This is a genomic window from Microvirga lenta, from assembly GCF_020532555.1.
GTDB classification, from domain to species: Bacteria; Pseudomonadota; Alphaproteobacteria; order Rhizobiales; family Beijerinckiaceae; genus Microvirga; species Microvirga lenta.
The window spans coordinates 74420-99738 of sequence record NZ_JAJBBR010000009.1 but is presented as its reverse complement, the minus strand read 5'-3'; the positions used below and the strand labels follow the sequence as shown (position 1 = coordinate 99738).

Here is a 25319-nt window from a genome sequence, read left to right as displayed (position 1 = left end):
ACCGGCAGAGCTTTTCGATGCGGCGTACCGCCGTCAAGACGCCGCCGCTCGGGCCGAGGACGAACCCGAGGATTCCCCGTGAGGGAACCTGTTGAAAAAGCCCGCAGCCGGGCCTTTCGCATTCGGCGGTGCCGCCCTAGGCTAGATGTTCCCTATCATTACAAGTGGCCGCATGATCGACCCGCAGATTTCCGAATGGATCAGCCAGATCCTCCGCTGGATCCATGTCATTACCGCGATTGCCTGGATCGGATCGTCCTTCTATTTCATCCACCTGGATCTCAGCCTTAAGAAGAGAGAAGGACTGCCCCAGGGCGTGGGGGGCGAGGCCTGGCAGGTCCACGGCGGCGGCTTCTACAACATGCGCAAGTATTTCGTGGCCCCGCCCGAGATGCCGAAGGAGCTGACCTGGTTCAAGTGGGAGAGCTATTCCACCTGGATCAGCGGCTTCTTCCTGATCGTCTGGATCTACTATCTCCACGCGGATCTCTACACCATCGACCCGGCCGTCCGGGCGCTCGAGCCCTGGCAGGCCGCGGCCATCGGCATCGGCGGCATTCTTCTCAGCTGGCTCGTCTATGAAGGCTTGTGCCGGTCGCCCCTCGGGAAGAACGGGGTCGCCCTCGGCGTGGTGCTCTTCGTCTACATCCTGGCGGCGGCCTTCGCGTTCACGCAGGTCTTCAACGGGCGCGCCGCCTTCCTCCATACGGGGGCCATGATCGCGACCTGGATGTCGGCCAGCGTCTTCTTCGTCATCATTCCCAACCAGAAGAAGGTGGTGGCGGACCTGCTGGCCGGTCGCTCCCCCGATCCGAGGCTCGGCAAGGAAGCCAAGCTGCGCTCGACGCACAACAACTACCTGACGCTGCCGGTCATCTTCCTGATGCTCTCGAATCATTATCCGCTGGCCTGGTCGTCCCGCTACGCGGTCGCCATCATCGGCCTCGTGGTGATCGCGGGAGCGGTGGTGCGGCACTTCTACAATTCCCGCCATGCGGACAAGGGCTCGCCCTGGTGGAGCTGGGGCGTGGCCGCCGCCTGCATCGCCCTGGCGGTCTGGCTCTCCATTATCGGCAAGCCGGGAGAGGCCAACATGGCGGAAGGTCCTACCGAGGCCTCCCCCGCCGCGATGACGGCCTCCTTCGACGAGGCCGTCCTCACGATCCAGTCCCGCTGCTCCATGTGCCATGCGGCGGAGCCGGTCTGGGAGGGCATTCCGGTCGCCCCCAAGGGCGTGCGCCTCGACACCCCGGAGGAGATCGCCCGCCATGCGGAGCTCATCCGGGTCCAGAGCGTGCTGACCCACGCGATGCCGCCCAACAACATCACCGAAATGACCCTGGACGAGCGCAAGGTCGTGGCGGCCTGGCTCGCGCAGAAAGACGCCGCCTCTCGCTAGGCGGCCTGAAACGCTGCTCTATAACCCACTGAAACAAAAGGGGATCGGATTGTCCGAACTTGCTCTGGAAACCGCTCAAGCCATTGCCGACGCCACCCTCAGGGCCGGCCGGGAGAAGGGCTTCAAGCCCCTGTCGGTGGTCGTCTACGACGCCCGCGGCGCCGTGAAGGCCCTCCTGTCGGAGGACGGCACCAGCCTCAAGCGGGCCGAGATCGCCATGGGCAAGGCCTATGGCGCCCTGGCCGTCGGCCTGGGCTCGCGGGCCCTGCACAAGATGGCGGTGGACCGCCCCCATTTCATCGCCGGAGTAACCCACGCGACCGGCAACCTGCTCGTGCCGGTGCCCGGCGGTGTCCTGATCAAGGATTCACAGGGGAATATTCTCGGGGCGGTCGGCGTTTCGGGCGACACCTCGGACAACGACGAGATCGCCGCGACAGCCGGAATCGAGGCCGCGGGCCTGATCTTCGATACCGGAGCCTAGGGCCCCGGGCACCTCGCTCCCCCGTTCGTCCAGCCGATTGAATAGTACTGGACATGAACAGTTGTTTGAACAACAAATGGGATAAGGTTTCGCCTGATGGTTGAAGCCGAAACAATTCGAAACCTAGGAATAACAGTAAAGGGAACGCGTCAATGTCCTGGTTGAAACGCACGGCTCTGGCAGCCGTCGCAACGGCAGCCCTCATGGGCGCCGCTTCGGCTGAAGTCGTCTATAATCGCGGTAACACCGGCGAGCCCGAGACTCTCGACACCCACAAGACCTCGACCGTGCAGGAAGCCCACATCCTGCGCGACCTGCTCGAAGGTCTCGTGACCTACAACGCCAAGGGCGAGGCCGTGCCCGGCCAAGCCGCGAAGTGGGAAGTCAGCGACGACGGCACGACCTACCGCTTCACCCTGCGCGACGGTCTCAAGTGGTCGAACGGCGATCCGGTGAAGGCTTCGGACTTCGTCTATTCCTACCGCCGCATCATGAATCCGGAGACGGGCGCGAAATACGCGAACATCCTGTACCCGATCAAGAATGCCGAGAAGATCAACAAGGGCCAGGCCAAGGTCGAGGAACTCGGCGTCAAGGCCATCGACGACAAGACCGTCGAGATCACCCTGGAGCAGCCGACCCCCTACTTCATCGAGCTTCTCACCCACCAGACCAGCCTTCCCGTTCATCAGGCCTCCGTCGAGAAGTTCGGCAAGGACTTCGTAAAGCCGGGCAACATGGTGACGAACGGCGCCTACAAGCTCGCCGAGTTCGTGCCGAACTCGCACATCAAGCTCACGAAGAACGAGCACTATCACGGCGCGAAGGACGTCCAGATCGACACGGTCAACGTCATTCCGCATCCGGATCTCGCCGCGGCCGTGCGCCGTTACGAGGCGGGCGAGCTGGACTCGATGGACGAGCTTCCTGCGGACCAGATCAAGTCGCTCAAGGAGCGCTTCAAGGATCAGGTCAAGCTCGGCCCGTATCTCGGCACGTGGTATCTCGTGACGAATTCGTCGAAGGCTCCCTTCAACGACGTGCGCGTGCGCCAGGCCCTCTCCATGGCGATCGACCGCGAGTTCATCGCGAGCGAGATCTGGGGCGAGACGATGCAGCCGGGTTATTCGTTCATGCCGCCGGGCGTGGGCAATTACAGCCAGCCCGCCTACATGGACTACAAGGACGTGTCCCCCATCGACCGTGAGGACAAGGCCAAGGCCCTCCTCAAGGAAGCCGGGTTCGACGAGAGCAAGCCGCTGAAGGTCCAGATCCGCTACAACACCACGGACAACAACCGCAACAGCGTCATCGCCATCGCCGACCAGTGGAAGCAGATCGGCGTCGAGACGTCCTTCATCAACACGGACGGCAAGACCCACTTCGCCCATCTGCGCGACGGCGGCGACTTCGACATCGCCCGCTACGGCTGGATCGCCGATTATTCGGACCCGAACAACTTCCTGTTCCTGCTCAAGAGCGACAACAAGGGCTTCAACTACGGCAAGTACAACAATCCGGAGTTCGACAAGCTCCTGGAGCAGGCCGCCAAGGAGTTGGACCTGACCAAGCGCGCCGACATCATGAAGAAGGCCGAGGCGATCCTCATGAAGGACATGCCCTGGATCCCGATCATGTACTACGGCAAGAGCAACCTGATCTCGCCGAAGATCAAGGGCTTCGTGCAGAACACCCGCGGCGTCTATCCGACCCGCTTCCTCTCGAAGACGCAGTGAGTTTTCGCTGAGCAAGGGGCGGCCTGTGCTGCAGGCCGCCCTATTTTTTTAGCCGTTCACGCGTTCTCAAGTGGGAGGAGCCTGCCTTGCTCTCCTTCATCTTCCGCCGATTCCTCTCGGCGATCCCGACGCTGTTTATCATCGTCACCATCTCGTTCTTCCTGATCCGGCTCGCCCCCGGCGGCCCGTTCGATCTCGAGCGCCCGCTCGAGGCGAAGGTGATGGAGAACCTGAACCGGATCTACCAGCTCGACCGCCCGCTGATCGAGCAGTACTGGCTCTACCTGAGCGCCGTGATGCAGGGCGATTTCGGCCCGTCCTTCATCCTGCGCGACTTCAGCGTGGCGGAGCTTTTCGCCCGCGGCCTGCCGATTTCCATAACCCTCGGCGCCCTCGCCCTGACCGTTGCGGTCCTCGTCGGCGGAACCCTCGGCGCCATCGCGGCCCTTCGCCAGAACAGCGCCGTCGACTATCTGGTGACGGGTACGGGCGCCCTCGGCCTGACCATTCCGAACTTCGTCGTGGCCCCCATCCTTCAGATCGTGTTCGGGCTTGCGCTGGCCTGGCTGCCGGTGGCGGGCTGGGCCGACGGGAGCCCCCGCAATCTCATCCTGCCGGTCATCGTGCTGGCCCTGCCGCAGATCGCCGTCGTCGCGCGCATGACCCGGGCGGCCATGATCGAGAACCTGCGCTCCAACCACATCCGCACCCTCCGGTCCCTCGGCCTGCCCCTGCGGGTGATCGTGGCTCATGCCCTTCGCGGCGCGGCCCTGCCGGTGGTGTCCTATCTCGGCCCGGCGGCCGCCGCGCTCCTGACCGGGTCCGTGGTGGTGGAGACCATCTTCGGCCTGCCCGGCATCGGCCGCTACTTCGTCGAAGGGGCCCTCAACCGTGACTACACGCTCGTCATGGGCACCGTGGTCGTCGTCGCCGTCTTCGTTCTCCTGTTCAACCTCGTGGTCGATATCCTCTACGCCCTTATCGATCCGCGCATCCGCTACGATTGAGACGTGCCATGGCCCAAGGCGCTGTACTTCCCGTCGAAACCATGAAGGGCACGGTGACCGGGCGCTCCCTCTGGGCCGAGGCCCGGGGCCGCCTCGTGCGCAACCGCGCCGCCCTCACCAGCATCATCGTGCTCGCGCTCATCGCCATCGCGTGCATCTTCGGCCCCTACGTGACCGGCCATCCCTTCGACAGGGTCTATACGGATTACGTGAAGGTCCCGGCCAGCCTGGAGGCCTATCCCAAGGCGGACCAGATCGAGCCCAACATCGCACGGATCGGCTCGCGCGTGAGGGCGAAGCCCGAGAACATCGCCATCGACGGCGACGTCGCCCATGTCACCCTCGTGAGTTCGAGCAGCCGCCCCATCGACGAGAGGCTTCTGGCCTATTTCGAACGCTCAGACCTGTTCGGCCCCGCCCAGGTGGTCGAGCGCCAGGACGAGGGCCGGCGGCTCCTCGTCGACGTGCCGATCCGGCGGCAATACTTCTTCTTCGGCACCGACACCAACGGGCGCGATCTCCTCACCCGCACCATGAAGGCCGGGCAGATCTCGCTTGCGATCGGACTGCTCGCCACCTTCGTGGCGATCCTCATCGGCGTGATCTACGGCGCGACCTCCGGCTATCTGGGCGGGCGGGTCGACCTGGTGATGATGCGCATCGTCGACATCCTCTACTCCCTGCCCTTCATCTTCTTCGTGATCATGCTGGTCGTATTCTTCGGCCGGAACTTCGTCCTGATGTTCATTGCGGTCGGCGCGGTCGAATGGCTCGACATGGCCCGCATCGTCCGGGGGCAGACCCTTTCGATCAAGCGGCAGGAATACGTCCAGGCCGCCGAGGCGCTGGGGGTCGAGACGCGCGGCATCATCCGCCGTCACGTGATTCCCAACGCGCTCGGGCCGGTGGTCGTCTACATGACGCTTCTGGTGCCCAAGGTGATCCTGCTGGAGAGCTTCCTGTCCTTCCTGGGACTGGGCGTGCAGGAGCCGAACACCAGCCTCGGCGTCCTCATCTCGGAAGGCGCCAAGAACATCCAGGGCGCCACCTGGATGCTGATCTATCCCTCCATCACGCTCGTCGCGATCCTGTTCTGCCTCAACTTCATCGGCGATGGCCTGCGCGACGCGCTCGACCCGAAGGACCGCTGACATGGCCGAACCCGTTCTCTCGGTCCGCAATCTTCACGTCCGGTTCCGCACCGGAGACGGCATCCTCCATGCGGTGAAGGGCATCGACCTGGATGTGAACCCCGGGGAAACCGTGGCCATCGTAGGCGAATCCGGCTCGGGCAAGAGCCAGACCATGATGTCGGTCATGGGGCTCCTGGCCTCCAACGGCTGGGCGGAAGGCTCCGTGAAGTATCGCGGCGACGAGCTGGTGGGGCTTTCCCCCGACAAGCTCAACCGCTATCGCGGCTCCAAGCTCACCATGATCTTCCAGGAGCCGATGACGTCCCTCGATCCCCTCTACCGGATCGGCGACCAGCTGGCCCTGCCCCTGACCACCCATGGAGGCCTGAGCAAGTCGAAGGCCCGGGCCCGGGCCATCGAGCTCCTGGAGCTCGTCCGCATTCCGGACCCGGCCCGGCGCATCGACGCCTATCCCCATGAGCTGTCGGGGGGCCAGCGCCAGCGCGTGATGATCGCCATGGCGCTCGCCAACAACCCGGACGTGCTGATCGCCGACGAGCCGACCACGGCTCTCGACGTGACGGTGCAGGCGCAGATCCTCGAACTGCTCGGCGACCTGCAGAAGCGCCTCGGCATGTCCATCGTGTTCATCACCCACGATCTGGGCATCGTGCGCCGCTTCGCGGACCGCACCTACGTCATGAAGCGCGGCGAGGTCGTGGAGAGCGGCATCACGCAGGACATCTTCACGGCACCCAAGCATCCCTACACGCAGATGCTGATCGATGCCGAGCCGACCGGACGCAAGGAGCCGGTCTCGATGAACGCGCCCCTCGTGCTGGACGCCCGCAACATCGAGGTTCAGTTCGTCCTCAAGTCCGGCCTGTTCGGCCGCGGGAGCCATGTGCTTCGCGCGGTCGACGGGGTCAGCCTGTCGGTGCGGGCGGGCGAGACGGTCGGCGTGGTGGGCGAGTCCGGCTCGGGCAAGTCCACGCTCGGCCGGGCCGTCCTGAAGCTCCTGCCGGCCTCCGGCACGGTGCGGTTCGAGGACCGGAACCTCATGCCCCTCGACCGGAGCGGGATGCGGCCCTTGCGGCGCCACCTGCAGCTCGTGTTCCAGGACCCCTTCGGTTCGCTTTCCCCCCGCATGACCGCCGGCGAGATCGTGACCGAGGGCCTTCTCGTGCACGAGCCGAGCATCTCGCGGAAGGAGCGTGACCGGCGCGCCGCCCAGGCCTTCGAGGAGGTCCGTCTCGATCCGGCCTGGCGCAACCGCTTCCCGCACGAGTTCTCCGGCGGCCAACGCCAGCGCATCGCCATCGCCCGTGCCATGATCCTGCATCCCAAGCTCGTGGTGCTCGACGAGCCGACCTCGGCCCTCGACCGGTCGGTCCAGAAGGAGATCGTCGAGCTGCTGCGCGACCTGCAGCAGGCGCACGGGCTGGCCTATATCTTCATCAGCCACGATCTCGCGGTGGTGCGCGCACTCTCCGACGAAATCATGGTGATGAAGAGCGGCAAGGTGGTGGAGCGCGGCACGGCCGAGGAGATCTTCGACCGGCCGAAGGAGGAATACACCCGCGATCTCATCGCGGCGGCCTTCCTGCACGAACGCACCCCCGGCACGGCTCCGGTCGCGGGCGAGCCGCTCGCCTCCTGAGCCTGGAACCGAATGCCCGGCGCGGATTTGACTCCGCGCCATGGCAAAGCTCGCGCCCTATCGCGCCAAGCGCGATTTCACCAAAACCTCCGAACCGAAGGGAAAGGCCTCCCGCCGGACGGGGGCCGCCTTCGTCGTCCAGAAGCACGACGCTTCGCGTCTGCACTACGATTTCCGCCTGGAGCTCGGCGGCGTGCTGAAGAGCTGGGCCGTCGCCAAGGGTCCGAGCCTGGTCAAGGGCGAGAAGCGCCTCGCTGTCCATGTCGAGGACCACCCGGTCGAGTACGGCGACTTCGAAGGCGCCATCCCCGAAGGTCAGTATGGCGGCGGCACCGTCCTCTTGTGGGACCAGGGAACCTGGGAGCCCGAGGGCGACGCAGAGGAGGCCTATGCCAAGGGCCGCCTCACCTTCCGCCTGAACGGCGAGAAGCTGCATGGCTCGTGGCACCTGGTCCGCATGGGAAAACGCCCGCGCGAGCGTCAGGAATCCTGGTTGCTGATCAAGGCGGAGGACGAGTTCGCCCGCGGCGAGGACGAGCCCGACATCCTACAGGAGGCACCGCTCTCGGTCAAAACCGGCCGGTCTATCGAGGAGATCTCGGGCAAGCCGAAGTCGCCGTCGAAAGCAAAGGCGACGAGGAAAACCGCGAGCAAGGCGAAGCCGAAGGCCGCCGAACGATCATCCCCCGCCAGGAAGGCCAAGGACGATCACCGGGTGGAGGTGGCCGGCATCTCCCTGTCCCATCCGGACCGTGTGCTGTGGGAGGAGCAGGGCCTGACCAAGCAGCAACTGGCGGAGTTCTACGTGGACATCGCCGAGTGGCTCCTGCCGCATCTGGTCGAGCGTCCGCTGACGCTGATCCGCTGCCCGTCGGGCGCGCAGAAGAAGTGTTTCGTCCAGCGCCATTCCTGGGCCGGCATGAGCGATGCCGTTCATCGGGCAATGGTTCCCGACGATGGGGGCGAGCAGGAGATCCTGCTGGTCAGGGACATCCAGGGCGTCGTGGCTCTCGTCCAGTCCGGCGTCCTGGAGATGCATGTCTGGGGCGCCACCCTCGACGACCTCGAAAAGCCCGACCGCCTCATCTTCGATCTCGACCCCGGCGAGGGGGTGGATTGGCCGCTCGTGATCGAAGGAGCCCGCGCGGTGCGCGAGCGCCTGAAAGGCGTCGGTCTCGACAGCTTCGTCAAGACGACCGGCGGCAAGGGCCTTCATGTGGTGGCACCGCTGACGCCGCGTGCCCCGTGGAAGGACGCGCTGGCCTTCACGCGGGAGATGGCCGAGGCCATGGCCGCCGACGAGCCTGACCGCTACACGACCACGTCCGTGAAGAGCGAACGCGAAGGCCGGATCTTCATCGACTATCTGCGCAACAACCGCGAGGCCTCTGCGGTCGCGCCCTATTCGACGCGCTCCCGCCCGGGTGCGCCCATCGCCACGCCGGTGGCGTGGGAGGAGCTGTCGCCGAAGCTCAAGCCGAACGGGTTCACGGTTCAGAACCTGCGCAAGCGTCTTGCCTCGTTGAAGCGAGACCCTTGGGCGGACATGCGAGCGGTCGAGCAGACCCTGCCGGAGCGCAGGCGCACCCGGCGCGCATCGAAGGGTTGATGCGTCAGATCAAAGGCTCCTGAATGCCTTCGACCTTGAACGCCTCCTGCACTGCGGGGCGTGCCAGCACCCGATCGGCGAAAGCCTTGAGGTTCGGGATCGAACGCGGCGGGCGCGGCATTCCCCGCCCCCAGCGGATGAGCATCAGGAGGAAGAGATCGGCTGCGGAGAACCGATCCCCCAACAGCCACTGCCTGTCCCCGATCTGATCGGAAATCACGTCGAACATGCGGTTGAGGCGTTGCTCCGCGGCCTGCTTCACGCTCGCCGCCGCCGCCTCGTCGCTCACATGCTCATGCGGGTAGAACCAGGCCCGGTATTCGGCCTGGGGCGTATTGGTGAGATGGACCATCCACTTGTAGAACTCCCCCCTCTCGGCCGTGCCGACAGCGGGAGCGAGACCGGCTTCCGGAAACTTGTCGACGAGGTGGAGCGCGACCGCCGCCGTTTCGAACAGGACGAGATCGCCGTCGACGAGAACGGGGATGCGGCCGTTGGGATTGAGCTTGAGATAATCCGGACTCTTCTGGGCGTTCTGCGCCCTGTCCACGAGACGAAGCTCGAAAGGCGCTCCGATTTCCCGCAGCATCATGTGCGGCAGCAGGCTGGCATTGCCGGGGAAATAATAGAGAGCGAGCATTCCTTTGCCTTCCGGTCTCGTGGCGATGTTTCTTGGTAAGGTTGGGCGGACGACGAGTAAAGATGGGTCCGGGCGCCATCCAGACCTTCCTTTCGCATCGCCCCGCTCTATCGTCTTGTCGCACGTCAGGAGGGCAGGAATGCTGGACCAACCGCAGGAACTGATCGAGAAGCTTCTGGTGAAGCCCGGCACGCCTGTCGATCTGAAACAGCGGGACCCTCGCGACAAGTGCGGGTTCGGAGACGACAAGGAGACGAAGGCCGCAACGGAGATGCTGGCGCGGGAGATCGACGCGCTCCAGGATCGTCTCTACGCGGAGGGGCAGCGTGCGCTCCTCGTCGTTCTCCAGGGAACGGACACGTCGGGCAAGGACGGCACCATTCGCGGCGTCTTCAATGCGACGGGGCCTCTCGGTGTTTCCGTCACGGCCTTCAGGCCGCCGTCGGAGATCGAGCGGGCGCACGATTACCTCTGGCGCGTCCACGCGGCCGTTCCGAGGCGCGGCACCATCGGCATCTTCAACCGCTCGCATTACGAGGAAGTGCTGATCGCGAGGGTGCGGGGCTTTGCCCCGAAGGAAACGATCGAACAGCGCTACGACCAGATCAACAATTTCGAGAAGATGCTGGTCGAAAACGGCACCGTCATCCTCAAATTCATGCTCCACATTTCCAAGAAGGAGCAGGCGGAACGGCTGCAGGAGCGCCTCGACAACCCGAAGAAGCACTGGAAGTTCAGCCCGGGCGATCTCGACGACCGGGAACACTGGGACGACTTCCAGGATGCCTACGAGACGATGCTCAACCGGTGCTCGACGCCCTGGGCGCCTTGGCACGTGGTCCCGGCAGACCGGAAATGGGTGCGCAACGCCGCCATCGCCACTATCGTGAAGGCCACTCTCGAAGGCATGAATCCGCAATATCCAACGGTTTCATGGAATCCCAGCGACTTCACGGTCACCTGACCCGCTTCCGCGAACCCCGAGACCCAATCCACAACCTTGGCCGTATGGGCTTGCCGACGGGTGGATTGAGCGCGACAATACTCGCATGAAAAGCATTCTCGTTCCCATTGAAGACCACGGCGTGGTCGAGCCGATCCTGGAAACCGCCCTTCTCATGGGCCGGTTGTTCGACAGCTACATCGAAGGGCTTGCCATCACGCCCGACTATCCCGTCGTGCTGCCGGTCGACATCGCGATCGGCGTGCCCTCGCCCATCACTCCGGAGAACCGCCTCGAAATGGCGCGGGCGTGCCGCGAGCGCTTCGAAGCCTTCATGGTGAGGAAGCAGGTTCAGCGTGCGGCGGCGGGCCTGGCCGGCCTCGGCTTTTCCTGGCGGCAGGACGGCCTGATGGAAGACGCCTTCCTCGGCGCCTATGGCCGGGTCTTCGACGTCACCGTCGTCGGCCGCCCCGACGGCTCGAACGGCCAGACGCGCCTTTCGACCGTCGAGGCCGCCCTGTTCGAGACGGGACATCCCGTGCTCATCGCGCCTCCGACCGTTCCGCAAACCCTTGGCGAAACGGTCGTGATCGCATGGAACCGGAGCACCGAAACGGCCCGCGCCGTGCTCGGGTCGATGCCGCTCCTGGAGAAAGCCCGCCGCATCGTCGTCCTCGAACTCGAGGATTGGGGGGTTCCCGGCCCCTCCGCGGCCGAACTGGTGCGCTCCCTGCGAATGCGCGGCCTTCAGACGGAAGCCATGACCGCCCCCGATCCGAACAACAAGCCCGGCGAGACGATCCTCTCGGAAGCGACTTCTCTCGGCTGCGACCTGCTGGTGAAGGGCGCCTATACCCAAAGCCGCCTGCGGCAGATGTTCTTCGGCGGCGCGACCAGCCACATCCTCAACAACACGACCATTCCGGTCCTGATGGCGCACTGACCGGGGCCTGCGATGATCAGGGACGTCGCCGTTATCCTGGACGAGCGTTTCCGCCCTCTCGTCATCCCGACCGCACGGCTCGAAAAGCTGGCGGAGGGGTGCCGCTGGGCGGAAGGGCCCGCCTATTTTCCGGCAGGGCGCTACCTGGTCTGGAGCGACGTGCCCAACGACCGGATGATGCGCTACGACGAGACCTCGGACGCGGTCGGCATCTTCCGCGCACCGTCGGGCTACTCCAACGGCAACACGGTCGACCGGCAGGGCCGCCTCGTCACGTGCGAGCACGGCACCCGCCGGGTGACCCGCACCGAGCATGACGGCTCGATCACGGTGCTCGCCAGCCATTATCAGGGGCGCCGCCTCAACAGCCCGAACGACGTGGTGGTGAAGTCGGACGGCTCGATCTGGTTCACCGATCCGGCCTATGGGATCGATTCCGACTACGAGGGGCACAAGGCCGAGAGCGAGATCGGCGCCTGCCACGTCTACCGCATCGATCCGCAGAGCGGCGACGTCACCGTGGTCGCCGACGACTTCGTGCGACCGAACGGGTTGGCATTCTCGCCGGACGAGAGCCGCCTCTATGTTGCCGATACGGGCGCGACCCATGCGGCGGACGGTCCACGCCATATCCGGGTTTTCGATGTGAGCGAAGGCGGGCGCCTGAGGGGCGGCGACGTCTTCGCCATCTGCACGAACGGCCTTTTCGACGGGTTCCGCCTCGACGATGCGGGGCGAATCTGGGCCAGCGCGGGCGATGGGGTCCATTGCTACGACAGGGACGGGACCCTGATCGGCAAAATCCTCGTGCCCGAAACCGTCGCGAACGTGGTGTTCGGCGGCCTCAAGCGCAATCGGCTTTACATCTGCGCCACCACGTCGCTCTACGCGATCATGCTGCCCGTGAACGGCGCCAAGACCTTCTAATCGCGCGACAAGCGCCGTTTTTCGTCGGCGCTTGTCAATTTGCGGCGGATCAACCATGGATGTTCCGCGCTCGACGCGTCGTTTCCGGATTGTCCATGTCCCTCCCCTCCTCATCCACGATCCGCTCGGGCGTCCCCATCGGCATCGCCTTGATGCTCCTCGGCGTCTTCCTGTTCGCCATGAACGACGTGATGGGGAAATGGCTCGTCTCCACCTACTCGGTCGGACAGATCCTGCTCCTGCGCAGCGTGGCGGCCCTGGCGGTTCTCCTGCCCCTCATGCGCAGGCAGAGGGTGCCGCTCGCCATTCCGCCCCAGCCCGGCCTTCACGTCCTGCGGATCACGCTCTCGACCCTCGAAGTCGCCTGCTTCTATTGGGCCGTGACCTATCTGCCCCTGGCGGATGTGATGACCTATTACCTCGCCGGGCCGATCTACGTGGCCGCCTTCGCCGTCTTCTGGCTGGGCGAGAAGCTGGACGCGCAGCGGATCGCCGCCATCGGCGTCGGCTTCGTCGGCGTCCTGATCGCCCTGCGCCCCTCACCCGCAACCCTGAGCCTGCCCGCCCTGATCGCCCTGTCGGGGAGCATTTTCTACGCGCTTCTCATGATCACGACGCGGAAGCTGCGGGAAACGCCCGACGCAACGCTGGTCCTCGGGCAGGTCCTCGGCGCCCTGATCTTCGGCATCGTGGCAGCCCCCTTCGCCTGGGTGACGCCCGGACCGCTGGATCTCGCCGCCCTGTTCCTGCTCGGCATCGTGTCCATGGGGGGCCATGCCTGCGTCAACCGTTCGCTCAAGATCGCACCGGCCTCCATCGTTGCGCCCTATCAGTACACGCTGATCGTCTGGGCCATCGTGCTCGGCTACATCTTTTTCGGAGACGTCGTTCAGGTGTGGACGCTGGTAGGGGCTGGCGTGATCTGCGCGGCAGGTCTTGCCCTCCTGATCCTGGAAAGGGAAGCCGCCCGGCGGGAGAAGGACATCAATCGGCCGATCCTGCCGGAGGCGTAGTTTCCCTCCACAGATGGTCCAAGAGTCGTCCTTGACACGCGCTCGGGCGGAAGCGTGAATGATGTTATAAAAATTGGGGAGTCCGATGCGCCTGAAGTTCACGCTCGCTGCCGCTACGGCAGCGCTTTTCCTCACCTCGACCGCCTTTGCCCAGGATATCAAGATCGCCCTGATCGCGGGCAAGACCGGGCCGCTCGAGGCCTACGCAAAGCAGACCGAGGCCGGCTTCATGATGGGGCTGGAATACCTCACCAAGGGCACGATGATGGTGAACGGTCGCAAGATCGACGTCATCGTGAAGGACGACCAGCTCAAGGCCGATCTTGCGAAGACCTTGCTGGAACAGGCCTATAACGACGACAACGTGGACCTCGCCGTCGGCACCACCTCCTCGGCGGCCGCGCTCGCCATGCTGCCCGTCGCGGAGGAGAACGAGAAGGTCCTGATCGTGGAGCCCGCCGTGGCGGATGCGATCACCGGCGACAAGTGGAACCGCTACATCTTCCGCACCTCCCGCAACTCGACCCAGGACGCCTACGGCGCCGCCGCCGCCATTCCGTCGGAGGGTGAGGTTTCCATCGCCACGCTCGCCCAGGACTATGCCTTCGGCCGGGACGGCGTTGCCGCTCTCAAGGACGCGCTCGCCAAGATCCGCCCGAACGCGAAGGTCGTGTTCGAGGAATACACCCCGCAGAACGCCACCGACTTCACCGCCTCGGCCCAGCGCATCTTCGACGCTCTGAAGGACAAGCCGGGCAAGAAGATCATCAACATCATCTGGGCCGGCCAGCACCCCCTGCCCAAGATCGCCGATCTGAAGCCGGAGCGCTTCGGCATCGAAATCGCCCCGGGCGGCAACATTCTGCCGGCGATGCAGATCTACAAGAACTACCCCGGCATGGAAGGTGCGATCTACTACTACCATGCCTTCCCCAAGAACCCGATGAACGACTGGCTCGTGGCCGAGCACCAGAAGCGCTACGGCTCGCCGCCCGACTTCTTCACCGCCGGCGGGTTCGCCGCGGCTTCCGCCGCCCTGACCGCCATCGAGAAGGCAGGCGGCACGGATACCGAGAAGCTGATCGCCGCCATGGAGGGCATGAGCTTCGAGACGCCCAAGGGCACCATGACCTTCCGCAAGGAAGACCATCAGGCCCTGCAGCCCATGTACCACTTCAAGGTCAAGGGTGACGGCAAGGACGCGAACGACCTGCTCGATCTCGTCAACACCATTCCGGCCGACCAGATGCCCATCCCGGTCCGGAACAAGCGCTGATCCGACCGTGCAAATGTCGACGACAACGCCCGCGCTGGAAACGCGCGGGCTTACCATTCGTTTCGGCGGCCATGTCGCCGTGAACGACGTCTCGTGCCGGTTCACGCCCGGCACGCTGACGGCCATCGTCGGGCCCAACGGCGCTGGCAAGACCACCTATTTCAATCTCGTCTCGGGCCAGCTTCGCGCGTCCGCGGGGCAGGTTCTCGTCAGCGGCCAGGACATCACCACCCTGTCCCCTTCGGCCCGGACCAGGCGCGGTCTCGGACGGGCCTTCCAGCTCACGAACCTCTTCCCGCAGCTGACGGCTCTCGAAAACGTCCGTCTCGCGGTTCAAAGCCGGGCGGATGCGGGCTGGTCCCTGTTCAAGATCTGGAACGACCGCCGCGACCTCATCGAAAAGGCGGAAGCCGTGCTCGAGCGCGTGCGCCTGTCGGACAAGCGCCACGTGGCGCCCAAGGCCCTCTCGCACGGCGACCAGCGCAAGCTGGAAGTGGCTCTGCTCATCGCCATGGAGCCGAAGGTCTTCATGTTCGACGAGCCGACCGCTGGCATGAGCGTGGACGAGGTGCCGACAGTGCTCGAACTCATCCAGGACATCAAGCGGCGCGGCGATGCCACGGTTCTCCTCGTCGAGCACAAGATGGACGTGGTGCGCTCGCTCGCCGATCGCATCGTGGTGCTGCACAACGGTAGCCTTGTCGCCGACGGCGACCCCGCCGAGGTGATCGCCTCCCCCGTGGTGCAGGAAGCCTATCTCGGACTGGAGGCGACGCGTGCGTGAGCCCCTGCTTCAGCTCGAAGCCGTACAGACCCATATCGGGCCCTATCACATTCTTCATGGGGTGGATTTCGCCGTTCCCGCGGGCAGCCTGACGATGCTGCTCGGCCGCAATGGCGCCGGCAAGACCACCACGCTGCGCACGATCATGGGGTTGTGGCAGGCCTCCTCGGGGTGCATCCGCTTCGACGGTCGCGACATCACCGCGACCGCCACCCCCGACATCGCGCGGGCGGGCATCGCCTATGTGCCCGAATCCATGGCGATCTTCACGGATCTGACCGTCCGCGAGAACATCGTGCTCGCAGCCCGCAGCGGACCTGTCGACAGCGCACGGCTCGATTGGATGCTCGGTCTTTTTCCCGCCCTCAAGCGGTTCTGGAACCTGCCTGCCGGCAACCTCTCCGGCGGACAGAAGCAGATGCTCGCCATCGCCAGGGCCATCGCGGAGCCGCGCCGGCTCCTCCTGGTCGACGAGCCGACCAAGGGCCTCGCCCCGGTGATGGTGCGCAGCATGATCGAGGCCTTCAAGGCCCTGAAAGCCGCCGGCGAGACGATCCTTCTCGTCGAACAGAACTTCTATGCCGCCTCGGCCCTCGGCGACGACGTGCTGGTCATGGACGACGGCCGCATCGTGCATTCCGGCGCCATGAGCGACCTCGTGGCGGACCCGAACCTGCAGCAGCGCCTTCTCGGCCTTTCCCTGGACGCGCATCAATGAGCGATCTCGCCGCCGATCCTTCAGCCGTCGCCGAACTTCCGCGCACGAAGACCGACTGGCTCCCCCTGGCCATCGTCCCCGCGCTGGCGCTCGCCGCCCTTCCCTTCGTCGGCGAGCCGTCGTCCTGGGTGACACTGACCGTCGCGGGGCTGGCCATGGGCATGATGATCTTTCTCATGGCATCGGGCCTCACCCTCGTGTTCGGCCTCATGGACATCATCAATTTCGGCCACGGGGTCTTCATCTCGCTCGGGGCCTACGCGACCCTTCTCGTGCTCGGCCCCCTCGCCGGATGGGCGCAGGCGGAATCGGTCTGGCTCAATCTGGCCCTCCTCATGCTCTGCATCCTGGCCGCCATGGCGGTGACCGGGATTGTCGGAGCAGTCTTCGAGCGCGTGATCGTGCGCCCGGTCTATGGCAGCCATCTCAAGCAGATCCTGGTCACCATGGGCGGGCTGATCGTCGCGGAGCAGGCGATCCATGCGATCTGGGGCGCGTCGCCGATCCCGATCCCGCTGCCCGAAACCCTGCGCGGCGCCTTCATCCTCGGCGATGTCGTGATGGAGCGTTACCGGGTCTTCGCGGTGGCGGTCGGCCTTGCGGTCTTCGTCGCCATGCAGCTCATCCTCAACCGCACGCGGATCGGTCTCCTGATCCGCGCCGGCGTCGAGAACCCGGAAATGGTCGAGGCTCTCGGCTACCGCATCCGGCGCCTCTTCGTCAGCGTGTTCGTGGCGGGCTCCGCCCTCGCCGGCCTCGGCGGGGTCATGTGGGGCTTCTACCGGCAGACCCTCACCGCCGGCATGGGCATGGAGGTGATGGTCCTGGTGTTCATCGTCATCATCATCGGAGGCCTCGGGTCGGTCGGCGGCTGCTTCGTCGGCTCCATCCTCGTGGCTCTGGTGGCGAATTACGTCGGCTTCCTGGCGCCGAAGCTGGCGCTGATTTCCAACATTCTCGTGATGGCCCTGGTCCTGATCTGGCGACCGCAGGGCCTCTTTCCGGTAGCACGCCGATGACCGCGACCTCCGCCCCGACAGGCCTGCCCTTCGACGAAACGACGCCTCGCAAGGGCGCGCTGCAGACGATCCTGTCCTCGGATCTTCCGCGCTCGAAGGTTCTGTCCTTCATCCTCCTCGCCATCCTGCTCGTGCTGGCCGCGACACCCTTCCTGTTCTCGGGCAGCCAGCCCATCAGCACGGCGGCGAAGATCTGCGTCTTCATCGTGCTGGTGGCGAGCTACGACCTGCTGCTCGGCTATTCCGGCATCGTCTCCTTCGCCCACACGATGTTTTTCGGCATCGGCGGCTACGGCGTCGCCATTGCGCTGGAACGGCTCGGGGCAACCTGGACCTCCGTCGGGCTCGGCCTTGCGGCCGCCTTGGGTTCGTCGGCGGTTCTCGCTGTTGCCATCGGCCTGCTCTCCCTGCGGGTGCGCGCCATTTTCTTCTCGATGATCACCCTGGCCGTCGCCTCCGCCGTCGCGGTGCTCGCTTCCCAGCTTTCCGACATCACCGGCGGCGAGGACGGCCTGTCGTTCCAGCTGCCTCATGCCCTGCGCCCAGCCTTCCGGCTCCTGTCCGAGCCGTTTCTCGGCACCGTCGTGAACGGTCGCATCCTGGCCTATTACCTGCTCTTCTTCGTCGCGCTCGGGACCTTCCTGCTTCTCCTGCGCATCGTGAACTCGCCCTTCGGACGCGTTCTGCAGGCAATCCGCGAGAACGAGTTCCGGGCCGAGGCTCTGGGCTACCGGGTGGTTGCCTACCGCACGGTCGCCTCCGTGATCTCGGCCCTTGCCGCCACCGTCGCCGGCGCCCTGATGGCACTCTGGCTGCGCTACAACGGACCGGACACGACCCTGTCCTTCTCCATCATGATCGACATTCTTCTCATGGTGGTCATCGGCGGCATGGGAACCATGTACGGCGCGGTCATCGGAGCGACCCTGTTCGTGCTGGCTCAGAGCTATCTGCAGGTCCTGATGGAGGCGGGAAGCACGGCCCTTTCCGGAATTCCGGTTCTGCCGAACCTGATCCACCCGGACCGCTGGCTGCTGTGGCTCGGCGCGCTGTTCATCGTCAGCGTCTATGCATTCCCCGGCGGAATCGTGGGGCGCCTGCGTCAGGGGCGCTCATCTCAGGCCTGATCGAACCCAAGCGCCCACAACGCCGTTTTCCTTCGAGAGCGGAGGGATGCCCCATGAGCCGTGCCTTTGTTCGGGAAGTCGAGGGCGGAGAGGCCTACGAGGACCTGCCTGACCGCCCCATCAGTCCTCATGCCAACCTCGTTACGCCCACCGGCCTTGCCCGGATGGACGAGGAGATCGAGACGCTCGAACGGCGTCTCGCCGATGCACGGGCGTCCGGCGACAAGGCGGAGACAGCCCGTCTCTCCCGCGATCTCCGCTATTGGTCACACCGCAGGTCCACGGCAGAGGTCGTGCCGCCTCCGTCCGACAACAGTCAGGTCCGCTTCGGCTCGCGCGTGACTTTCGAGCGCAGCGACGGCCGCACCCAAACCTACCACATCGTCGGTGAGGACGAGGCGGATCCGTCGAAAGGGAGCATCTCCTATGCCTCGCCGCTTGCCCAGGCGCTCATGGGCAAGCAGGTCGGCGACGTGATTGCGGTCGCGCACGGCGAGGCCGAAATCACCGGGATCGACTAGCCCTCCTCCGCCTCCTTGAGCGGGTAGACATTGTCGTAGACCGGGGTGCCCTCGGTGGTGGCCTTGTTCGTCACCAGCACCCGGTCCCGCAGCAGGAGGTCGATCTCCTGCTGGATTTCGAGGAAGTCTTCCCATTTGGAGGTCAGGATGAGCGCCTGGATCTCCGCCTTAGGCTTCTCCTCCTGCCCCTCCCGAAGACGCACGCGAACCGAACCGTTCTCGATCTTCGGATGTTCGGCGACGAGCGCGGTGAGCGCTGCAATCTCCTGACGGATGGCAATGCTGTCGGTCACCTGGAGCGAGATCGTGCGGGTATAGGGCATCCGATCGCGATTGGTCAGGTTGATGATGTTCATGTTCACGAACGTGGCGTTCGGGATCGTGATCAGGGAGCGGTCGAGACCTCGAATCCTGGTGGAGCGGATGCCGATTTCCTGCACCCTTCCCTCCAGATTTCCGAACCGGCACAGATCGCCCACACGAACAGGCCGGTCCGCATAAAGGATCAGGCCGCCGATGAAGTTCTCCAGGGTGGGCTTGGCCGCCAAGGCGACGGCCAGACCGCCGACGCCCAGACCCGCGAGGAGGCCCGCCAGAGGAATGCCGAGATAGGACGCGCCATAGACGAGAAGCCCCAAGGCGACGGCAATGCCTCCGATGCGCACGGCGGCGCGGGCAAGGTGAGCATCGATGCTCTCGGACCGGGAAAAGGTGAGCTGTCCGGCGAGGGCGTTCGAGAATTTGAGAATGCCCCACATGATCGAGAGATACGCGACAGCTTCTGCAATCTGGTCGACGATGTCGTTCACTCTGCCGGTCAGGTTGACCTGGAAGTCGGCCATGTAGGACACGAAGAGCGCCGCCACTGCGACGGAGGCCGGCATGACGATGCTCGCCGGCAGGGAAATGGCCGCGTCAGCCGCTTTCTGGCCCGAACGGCTCAATCGTCTCACCCCGAGGACGCCCATGACGGCCAAGCCGAGGACGAGGGCGAACCCGATCCACTGCCAGACCGCCTGCCCTTGGATCTCCGTCCGGAATGACCGCGGGAGCGCCTCGATGAGCCCGAACCACTTCGGCGGGAGGAGATAGCCGGGAGACTGGCTGTAGAAATCGTAGAGGTCCTCGCCCGATCCGCTCAGGTTCGGCTCGTCGCGAATGGCCTTGTAGAAGGCTTCGAGCTGCTGAACCGTCTCGCGGGAGAACAGGTACTCCCCGGACCGGGTGCCATCGGTGACGCGCACGATCCTGATTTCGGTTCCGGGCACGTTCCAGCTGGGCACGGGCTGCTTCGCGACATCCGCATCCCCTGGGATCGTGCCCGGGTCAGGAAGAGGCAGCCGATCGAGGATCTCCTTCAGCAGCAGCGGCGCTTCGAGGCGCCGGTGATCGAGTTCGACCGGCGGGATGTCCCGCAGATCGAGCGCGCGTGCCGCTTGGGCCAACAGGCCCTCGGCCTCCTTGACCTTCTCTTCGACGGCATCGCTCGACCGTAGTCCCGGCTCCGTCTTGTTCTGCCGGTAGGCCTCCATCAGAAGCGCCGAGGCTCGCGCCATATTGGCTCTGAACCCCTCCAGCGTCGTCCGGGGGCTTCCCGTCTCCGCCGCGGCGAGGAACCTGATGCTCCCCAATGCCGTGGGCGTCGCCAGGAACTGGAAGACGACGAAAAAGGCGGCGAGAAGCACACAGACCAACGGAATGGCTGCTTCCTGGAAAGGACGTCTGCCAAGCATGGTATTTCTTGTCCTGTTGGGTCCCTGGATATGACGGACTCATTCCATGGATGCAGCGCACTCTAGCGGAACTGATCGGCGCTCGAAACCATTGGCACCATTCCTGCGGTCGGTACCTCTTGTCTCAGCCTGCACCTAGCCACCGGCGGGAAATCGACAGTAAAGAAACGATGCAACATTTTGATTGCGCCGTTCTATGGGACGCCTCGTATTTACCATTCACCCTTTTGCTATCCCACCTCTGAATGACTAGCGGACTTTATGTGGAGCTCTATTTACTTCCGTATTATTCTTGTCAGTGAAGCCGGCAACAATGAGCTTCATGAAGCTACAGGCGCATAATTCGCTGGAGGAACGCTCTTCATGAATGAAGCGGAGGTAGACGTCGTCGCAGAAGAACTTGCAAAATTGGGAGGCACTGCTTGGTATCCTGGACGAGAGCCAGGCCCTCTTCTGAGAATTGTCCATGAACGCTATCGGGACCGTGCCCGTGCCGCCATCGCGGCCCTCGACCGGTTTCGCGCCACGGCAGCCGGAACGACGTCTCCAGAAGCTCCCCCTGCGAGTGCGGCCGCTGAGGACATCTCACCTTCCCAGGACACGGAAACGCAGATCCGGATCGGCACCACGATCATCTACCGCCCGGAAGGAGATCGCCGGGCCTATGCCTGCACGGTTCAGAAAATCGTCAATGGTTTCGTCTTCTTGGTTCCTGAGAACAGAACCGGGATTGGCTGGGTGCCCTTGGCCGACCTTGAGAAGCCGCAGGCGATAACGGCTTCGAGGCAGGAGGATGAAACCGGCAGGAACGGCTCGGGGCCACCGGGAAACCAGTCCTGACCGAAGGCGACAGCCTCAGGACGATCCCTCGTCCGAATAGGCTCTCATGACAGGGTCGGGCGATGCAGCATAATAGGTGCGCTTCGCCTCGTACATCAGCAGGTCGGCCCGCTTCACGACGGATTCCAGCCTTTCTCCCGGCTGGCTGGTCGCCGCTCCCATGGAGAAGCTGAGGGAGATGCCGGAGTAAAACTGGTTGTTGATCTCGACCAGCTTGTCGATGTTTTCCATCACCGCCGCCCCCTCTCTCTCATCCGTCGCCGGCAGGAGCAGGGCGAATTCGTCGCCGCCGATCCGCGCGGCATAGCACGGCTTGTCGACGGCCTCGTTCAATACCTCGCCGGCCCGGCGCAGCAACGCGTCGCCTGCGGCGTGCCCCAACTGATCGTTCACCGCCTTGAGACCGTTGAGATCGACCACGACGATCGTTACCGGGAAAGGTCCTTTCCGTTCCAGACGATTCAGCTCGTCGGCGTAGAACGTTCGGTTGTAGAGCTTCGTGAGGACATCGTGCTTGCCGAGATATTCGAGGTAAGCCTCGGCTTTCTTGCGGGCGGTGATATCCGTCAGGGCGACCTGAACCAGCGACCAGTCGTGCTCGTGTCCGGGCAGCACCGAGAACTGCAGGTGAAGGTTCAGCTCGTCCCCGCTGAGGGAGTAGTTGACGACTTCGCGCTGCTGGAAAATCTTGCCCTGCCAGAGGTCGATCAGCTGCTCGCGGAAATTGTCTCGCATGTCGTCTCGAAAGACTTCCGTGAGGCGACGCAACAGGGTCGGCTTGTCGGGTGCAGCAAAGAGTTCGAGCGTGTGCTGATTGACGTCGATCACACGAATTTCCGACATGCAGCGCTCGACGAACTCGGGGTGGACGTCGGTAAACACGCGGAAATCGTGAATCCCCCTTGCTCTCACCTCTTCCAGAAGGCTTTTGACGCTGCTGAAGTCCTCGACCCAGAGAGAGACCGGCGAATGCTCGAACAGGCCACGGGCATATTCCTCGCTGAGCGCTGCCCGGCGCCGCGCCGCCTCCAGTTCGGTCACGTCCTCGACGGCGATGAGAACGCGCTCCCAGTTCTCCTCATATCCCGGCAGGACGCTGCCCTTGAGCTGGATATCCAGCCGACGCCCCGACAGGGTGTAGTTGACGGCACGGCTGGAGAACTCCGTCCTGCCATCCCACAACTGCAGAAGCTCGTTGATATGGGTCTTGAGCATATCGTTACGGAAGATAAGGCCGAGATTTCCGACCAGGTGAGCCAGGTCGGATGCCTCGAAAAGGGAAAGCGTCTTCCGGTTGACCTGCAGGACTCTGATCCGATCCGAACTCGCCTGAACCCGTCGCGGATCCTCGTTCAGGTGCCCGCGCAGATCCGTCACGCCGGCTCGCCGCCATTCGTCCAGCAGTTGTTTGACCCCGCTGAAATCCTCCAACCAGAGGGAAACCGGAGCAAGTTCGAACATTTCGGCATAGTTGCCGTGCTCGGAATGGAGGGAGACGGCAGGTCTGCTCTGAAGGGAGTGCGACATGAGGCGTTCGAAGGCTCGGTCCGAAAGGGCAAGGCACTTGAACGCTCAAACCGGCTGTTACGCAAGATCAGCAGAGCTCGAATTTTAGGACTAGATGCTGATTTGCGCGTCTCTGGACGAAGAAATGCCTCCCCATCCCGTGCAGGGCAGCATCCCCCTCCAATGACAAAAGGTACTCCGCCCGTCCGGACGGAGTACCCTTCTCAAGGTGAAATGGACTTCACGAAGGATCGTTTCAGTCGCTTTCACAAGTCGCGGATCAGCGACCGGACTGAATCACGCCGAAATCGAAGGCCTGAGCCGGATTGGCGGTGAATGACGCAAACGAAACGGCCAGAGCCATGGCGAATGCGACCTGCAACACTGCTTTCTTAAGCATGTTCATTTCCCCTTTGATTGCGTCGTCACAAGACGACGGGGGCATATGTAACTTAGTTACAAACGGCCTGTAAACGATACTGCCGGTTGAAGCGCCACACCCAGGCCGATAGTCCATGGGCCTGCACGCCGGAGCGCCTACTGCCCCACCTTGCTCAGGACCTCGGCTTTCAGGAACCGTTCGATGATGATCATGAACAGGATGGACGGCACGAGAAGGATGAGCGCGGTGATAGATGCGATCTGATAGTTTCCGCCCATGCTCGAATTATAGAGAAGAAGCGGAAGGGTCGTGACCTGCGGCACGCCGACGAAGAACGTACCGGTGAACTCGTCGAGAGATTCCAGAAAGACGAAGATGGCGCTCGCCATGATGCCGGGCGCAGCAAGCGGCAGCGTGACCGTGAAGAAGGTCCGCAAGGGCGAAGCCCCGATGTTTCGGGCCGCCAGTTCAAGGTCCCTGTCGACCGCCGCGAAGGCGGCCGCTGCAATCCACACGGAATAGACGAGACCATGAGCAGCGTGCACGAGCACGACGCCCGTGATCGTTCCGGTCAGTCCGATGCTGTAGAAGACCCTTGCGACGTTGATATAGATCGCCACGGAGGGAAAAGCCTGCGGCAGCAGGAACAGGATCATCAGCGCGGTCCGCCACGGCAGCTTGAGGCGCGCCAGCGCATAGCCCGCAGGAACTGAAACGGCGAGAGCCACAAGCACCGTCAGACAGGCGATGCTGACGCTCGTCACGAGAGACGACATGGCGTCACCCGTCGGACGGAAGACCACCTCCCAATACCGTGTGCCATAGGAGACCGGCAGCTTGAAGGGGGCGTACCAGCGCTCGGCAAACGACCAGAGAGCCAGGTTGGCCAGGGGCCCGAACAGCAGGAATGCGAAGACGGCAAGCCCGAACACCTTGAGCAGCGTGGAGCCCAAGGCCCAGAACCGGACGCGCGCAGCAGACGGAGCGGGCTCCCGCGGCACGGACAAAGAGCGGTTTGCCGAAGCGAGAGTCCGAGGCTCCGGCACCGCCCCGGCGGAGGACAAGCGCAACTTCACGCTCATGCCTGCACCTCCCGCTTCACGTTGTGCCGGAGGTAGATCCACGCGACCGTGCCGGCAATCAGGTATGAGATGACCCCGAGTGCGTTTGCCGTCGCATAATCGCCGTAGGAGTTGATGCGGAAAGCCATGTCCACGGTCAGCATGGTCGGCTGGGAACCCGCGACCATCATCGGCACCGAGAGGACGGAGAGCATCGTCACGAAGGAAAGAACCAGACCGACGAGGAGCGTCTGCGAAACCTGGGGCAGTACGATCTCGATCAGAACCCGCAGGCGTGATGCACCGAGATTGCGCCCTGCCTCGATGGTGGCTCGGTCGATGGAGGCCATGGCACCCGCGAGCATCAGCGTCACGAACGGCACCTGTTTCCACACGAAGGTGATGATGATGCCGCGCCAGTCGAGAAAGCTGGTCGCCTGCAACGGTTCCATCACTCCGAGCGCCACGAGCGAATTGTTCATCAGCCCGTTCTTGGCAAGAAACGTGCGCATGCATTGTGCGGCAACGATGAACGGGATGAAGAGCGGCCAGCGGTAGAGTTGCCGTAATGCTCCTACGAGCCAGGGCGTCTCTCCGAGCGTGAGGATCCCCGCGATGATGATCGCGAACAGCCCGGTCAGCAGCGTCGACGTAATGACGATGAACAGCGTGAAAAGAATATCGGTGGAATAGAGCTCATAGGCCTTCCGGAAATGCATGAGCGTCAAGCCGCTGCCCGGCTCCGTGAACGCCGCGGCGAGCGAATAGCCGAGAGGATAGAGGAACAACGCCCCGATCATCGCCAGGGCTGGCGCGATAAGCAGAAGGCCGAAGAACGATGGTCTCGCCATGGACTGG

Annotated in this window: 23 protein-coding genes; 18 read left to right on the top strand and 5 right to left on the bottom strand. The window is 64.0% G+C overall.

Annotation, left to right across the window (positions count from 1 at the left end; all coding sequences use genetic code 11):
- Positions 1 to 172 precede the first annotated feature (172 nt).
- The 7 genes from LGR44_RS15220 (at position 173) to ligD (ending at position 9028) form a co-directional block, all read left to right on the top strand.
- Complete coding sequence (locus tag LGR44_RS15220) at positions 173 to 1399, top strand: urate hydroxylase PuuD (RefSeq protein ID WP_226741561.1); 1227 nt, start codon at positions 173 to 175, stop codon at positions 1397 to 1399.
- Positions 1400 to 1448: 49 nt separating this feature from the next.
- Positions 1449 to 1883, top strand: a complete 435-nt coding sequence (locus LGR44_RS15215; protein WP_226741560.1) for a GlcG/HbpS family heme-binding protein — start codon at positions 1449 to 1451, stop codon at positions 1881 to 1883.
- Between the two features lie 152 nt (positions 1884 to 2035).
- On the top strand, positions 2036 to 3619 hold the full coding sequence (locus tag LGR44_RS15210) for a peptide ABC transporter substrate-binding protein (protein WP_226741559.1): 1584 nt from the start codon (positions 2036 to 2038) through the stop codon (positions 3617 to 3619).
- A gap of 86 nt (positions 3620 to 3705) precedes the next feature.
- Positions 3706 to 4626 carry an oligopeptide ABC transporter permease OppB gene (oppB, locus tag LGR44_RS15205; protein ID WP_226741558.1) on the top strand — a complete coding sequence of 307 codons (921 nt, stop codon included), beginning with the start codon at positions 3706 to 3708 and terminating at the stop codon, positions 4624 to 4626.
- 8 nt (positions 4627 to 4634) lie between these two features.
- Positions 4635 to 5777 carry an ABC transporter permease subunit gene (locus tag LGR44_RS15200; protein ID WP_226741557.1) on the top strand — a complete coding sequence of 381 codons (1143 nt, stop codon included), beginning with the start codon at positions 4635 to 4637 and terminating at the stop codon, positions 5775 to 5777.
- A gap of 1 nt (position 5778) precedes the next feature.
- Complete coding sequence (locus LGR44_RS15195) at positions 5779 to 7419, top strand: ABC transporter ATP-binding protein (protein ID WP_226741556.1); 1641 nt, start codon at positions 5779 to 5781, stop codon at positions 7417 to 7419.
- A gap of 40 nt (positions 7420 to 7459) precedes the next feature.
- A complete protein-coding gene (gene ligD / locus LGR44_RS15190; RefSeq protein ID WP_226741555.1) occupies positions 7460 to 9028 on the top strand; it encodes a non-homologous end-joining DNA ligase in 1569 nt (522 codons plus the stop codon).
- A 4-nt stretch (positions 9029 to 9032) separates the two neighbouring features.
- On the opposite strand, the gene LGR44_RS15185 is transcribed toward ligD, so the two are convergent.
- Positions 9033 to 9668, bottom strand: coding sequence for a glutathione S-transferase family protein (locus LGR44_RS15185; protein WP_226741554.1), 636 nt, complete (start codon positions 9666 to 9668; stop codon positions 9033 to 9035).
- 139 nt (positions 9669 to 9807) lie between these two features.
- Between LGR44_RS15185 and LGR44_RS15180 the strand changes: the two genes are divergently transcribed.
- The 10 genes from LGR44_RS15180 to greA all read left to right on the top strand — a co-directional run bounded on the left by LGR44_RS15180 (position 9808) and on the right by greA (position 18939).
- Positions 9808 to 10632 carry a polyphosphate kinase 2 family protein gene (locus tag LGR44_RS15180; RefSeq protein WP_226741553.1) on the top strand — a complete coding sequence of 275 codons (825 nt, stop codon included), beginning with the start codon at positions 9808 to 9810 and terminating at the stop codon, positions 10630 to 10632.
- A gap of 85 nt (positions 10633 to 10717) precedes the next feature.
- Positions 10718 to 11554, top strand: coding sequence for a universal stress protein (locus LGR44_RS15175; RefSeq protein ID WP_226741552.1), 837 nt, complete (start codon positions 10718 to 10720; stop codon positions 11552 to 11554).
- Between the two features lie 12 nt (positions 11555 to 11566).
- Positions 11567 to 12481 (top strand): SMP-30/gluconolactonase/LRE family protein, encoded by a 915-nt coding sequence (locus tag LGR44_RS15170; RefSeq protein ID WP_226741551.1) that lies wholly within the window; start codon positions 11567 to 11569, stop codon positions 12479 to 12481.
- A 95-nt stretch (positions 12482 to 12576) separates the two neighbouring features.
- On the top strand, positions 12577 to 13494 hold the full coding sequence (locus LGR44_RS15165) for a DMT family transporter (protein WP_226741550.1): 918 nt from the start codon (positions 12577 to 12579) through the stop codon (positions 13492 to 13494).
- Positions 13495 to 13579: 85 nt separating this feature from the next.
- On the top strand, positions 13580 to 14770 hold the full coding sequence (locus LGR44_RS15160) for a substrate-binding domain-containing protein (RefSeq protein WP_226741549.1): 1191 nt from the start codon (positions 13580 to 13582) through the stop codon (positions 14768 to 14770).
- A 13-nt stretch (positions 14771 to 14783) separates the two neighbouring features.
- Complete coding sequence (locus tag LGR44_RS15155; RefSeq protein WP_226741548.1) at positions 14784 to 15554, top strand: ABC transporter ATP-binding protein; 771 nt, start codon at positions 14784 to 14786, stop codon at positions 15552 to 15554.
- Positions 15547 to 16272 carry an ABC transporter ATP-binding protein gene (locus tag LGR44_RS15150; RefSeq protein ID WP_226741547.1) on the top strand — a complete coding sequence of 242 codons (726 nt, stop codon included), beginning with the start codon at positions 15547 to 15549 and terminating at the stop codon, positions 16270 to 16272. The genes LGR44_RS15155 and LGR44_RS15150 overlap by 8 nt, the downstream gene beginning before the upstream one ends.
- On the top strand, positions 16269 to 17291 hold the full coding sequence (locus LGR44_RS15145; RefSeq protein ID WP_226741546.1) for a branched-chain amino acid ABC transporter permease: 1023 nt from the start codon (positions 16269 to 16271) through the stop codon (positions 17289 to 17291). The genes LGR44_RS15150 and LGR44_RS15145 overlap by 4 nt, the downstream gene beginning before the upstream one ends.
- Positions 17288 to 18418 (top strand): branched-chain amino acid ABC transporter permease, encoded by a 1131-nt coding sequence (locus LGR44_RS15140; protein ID WP_226741545.1) that lies wholly within the window; start codon positions 17288 to 17290, stop codon positions 18416 to 18418. Before LGR44_RS15145 ends, LGR44_RS15140 begins: the two co-directional genes overlap by 4 nt.
- A 53-nt stretch (positions 18419 to 18471) precedes the next feature.
- Positions 18472 to 18939, top strand: a complete 468-nt coding sequence (gene greA, locus LGR44_RS15135) for a transcription elongation factor GreA (RefSeq protein ID WP_226741544.1) — start codon at positions 18472 to 18474, stop codon at positions 18937 to 18939.
- Here the strand turns inward: greA and LGR44_RS15130 are convergent.
- Complete coding sequence (locus LGR44_RS15130) at positions 18936 to 20672, bottom strand: mechanosensitive ion channel family protein (RefSeq protein ID WP_226741543.1); 1737 nt, start codon at positions 20670 to 20672, stop codon at positions 18936 to 18938. The two genes, greA and LGR44_RS15130, sit on opposite strands and share 4 nt — an antisense overlap.
- 363 nt (positions 20673 to 21035) lie before the next feature.
- Between LGR44_RS15130 and LGR44_RS15125 the strand changes: the two genes are divergently transcribed.
- Complete coding sequence (locus tag LGR44_RS15125; RefSeq protein ID WP_226741542.1) at positions 21036 to 21512, top strand: hypothetical protein; 477 nt, start codon at positions 21036 to 21038, stop codon at positions 21510 to 21512.
- A gap of 15 nt (positions 21513 to 21527) precedes the next feature.
- Here the strand turns inward: LGR44_RS15125 and LGR44_RS15120 are convergent, their stop codons facing one another.
- From LGR44_RS15120 to LGR44_RS15110, 3 genes are all read right to left on the bottom strand, one after another.
- Positions 21528 to 23039 (bottom strand): sensor domain-containing diguanylate cyclase, encoded by a 1512-nt coding sequence (locus tag LGR44_RS15120; RefSeq protein WP_226741541.1) that lies wholly within the window; start codon positions 23037 to 23039, stop codon positions 21528 to 21530.
- Between the two features lie 516 nt (positions 23040 to 23555).
- Positions 23556 to 24482, bottom strand: coding sequence for an ABC transporter permease (locus tag LGR44_RS15115; protein ID WP_226741540.1), 927 nt, complete (start codon positions 24480 to 24482; stop codon positions 23556 to 23558).
- Positions 24479 to 25312, bottom strand: coding sequence for an ABC transporter permease (locus tag LGR44_RS15110; RefSeq protein ID WP_226741539.1), 834 nt, complete (start codon positions 25310 to 25312; stop codon positions 24479 to 24481). Before LGR44_RS15110 ends, LGR44_RS15115 begins: the two co-directional genes overlap by 4 nt.
- Positions 25313 to 25319 lie beyond the last annotated feature (7 nt).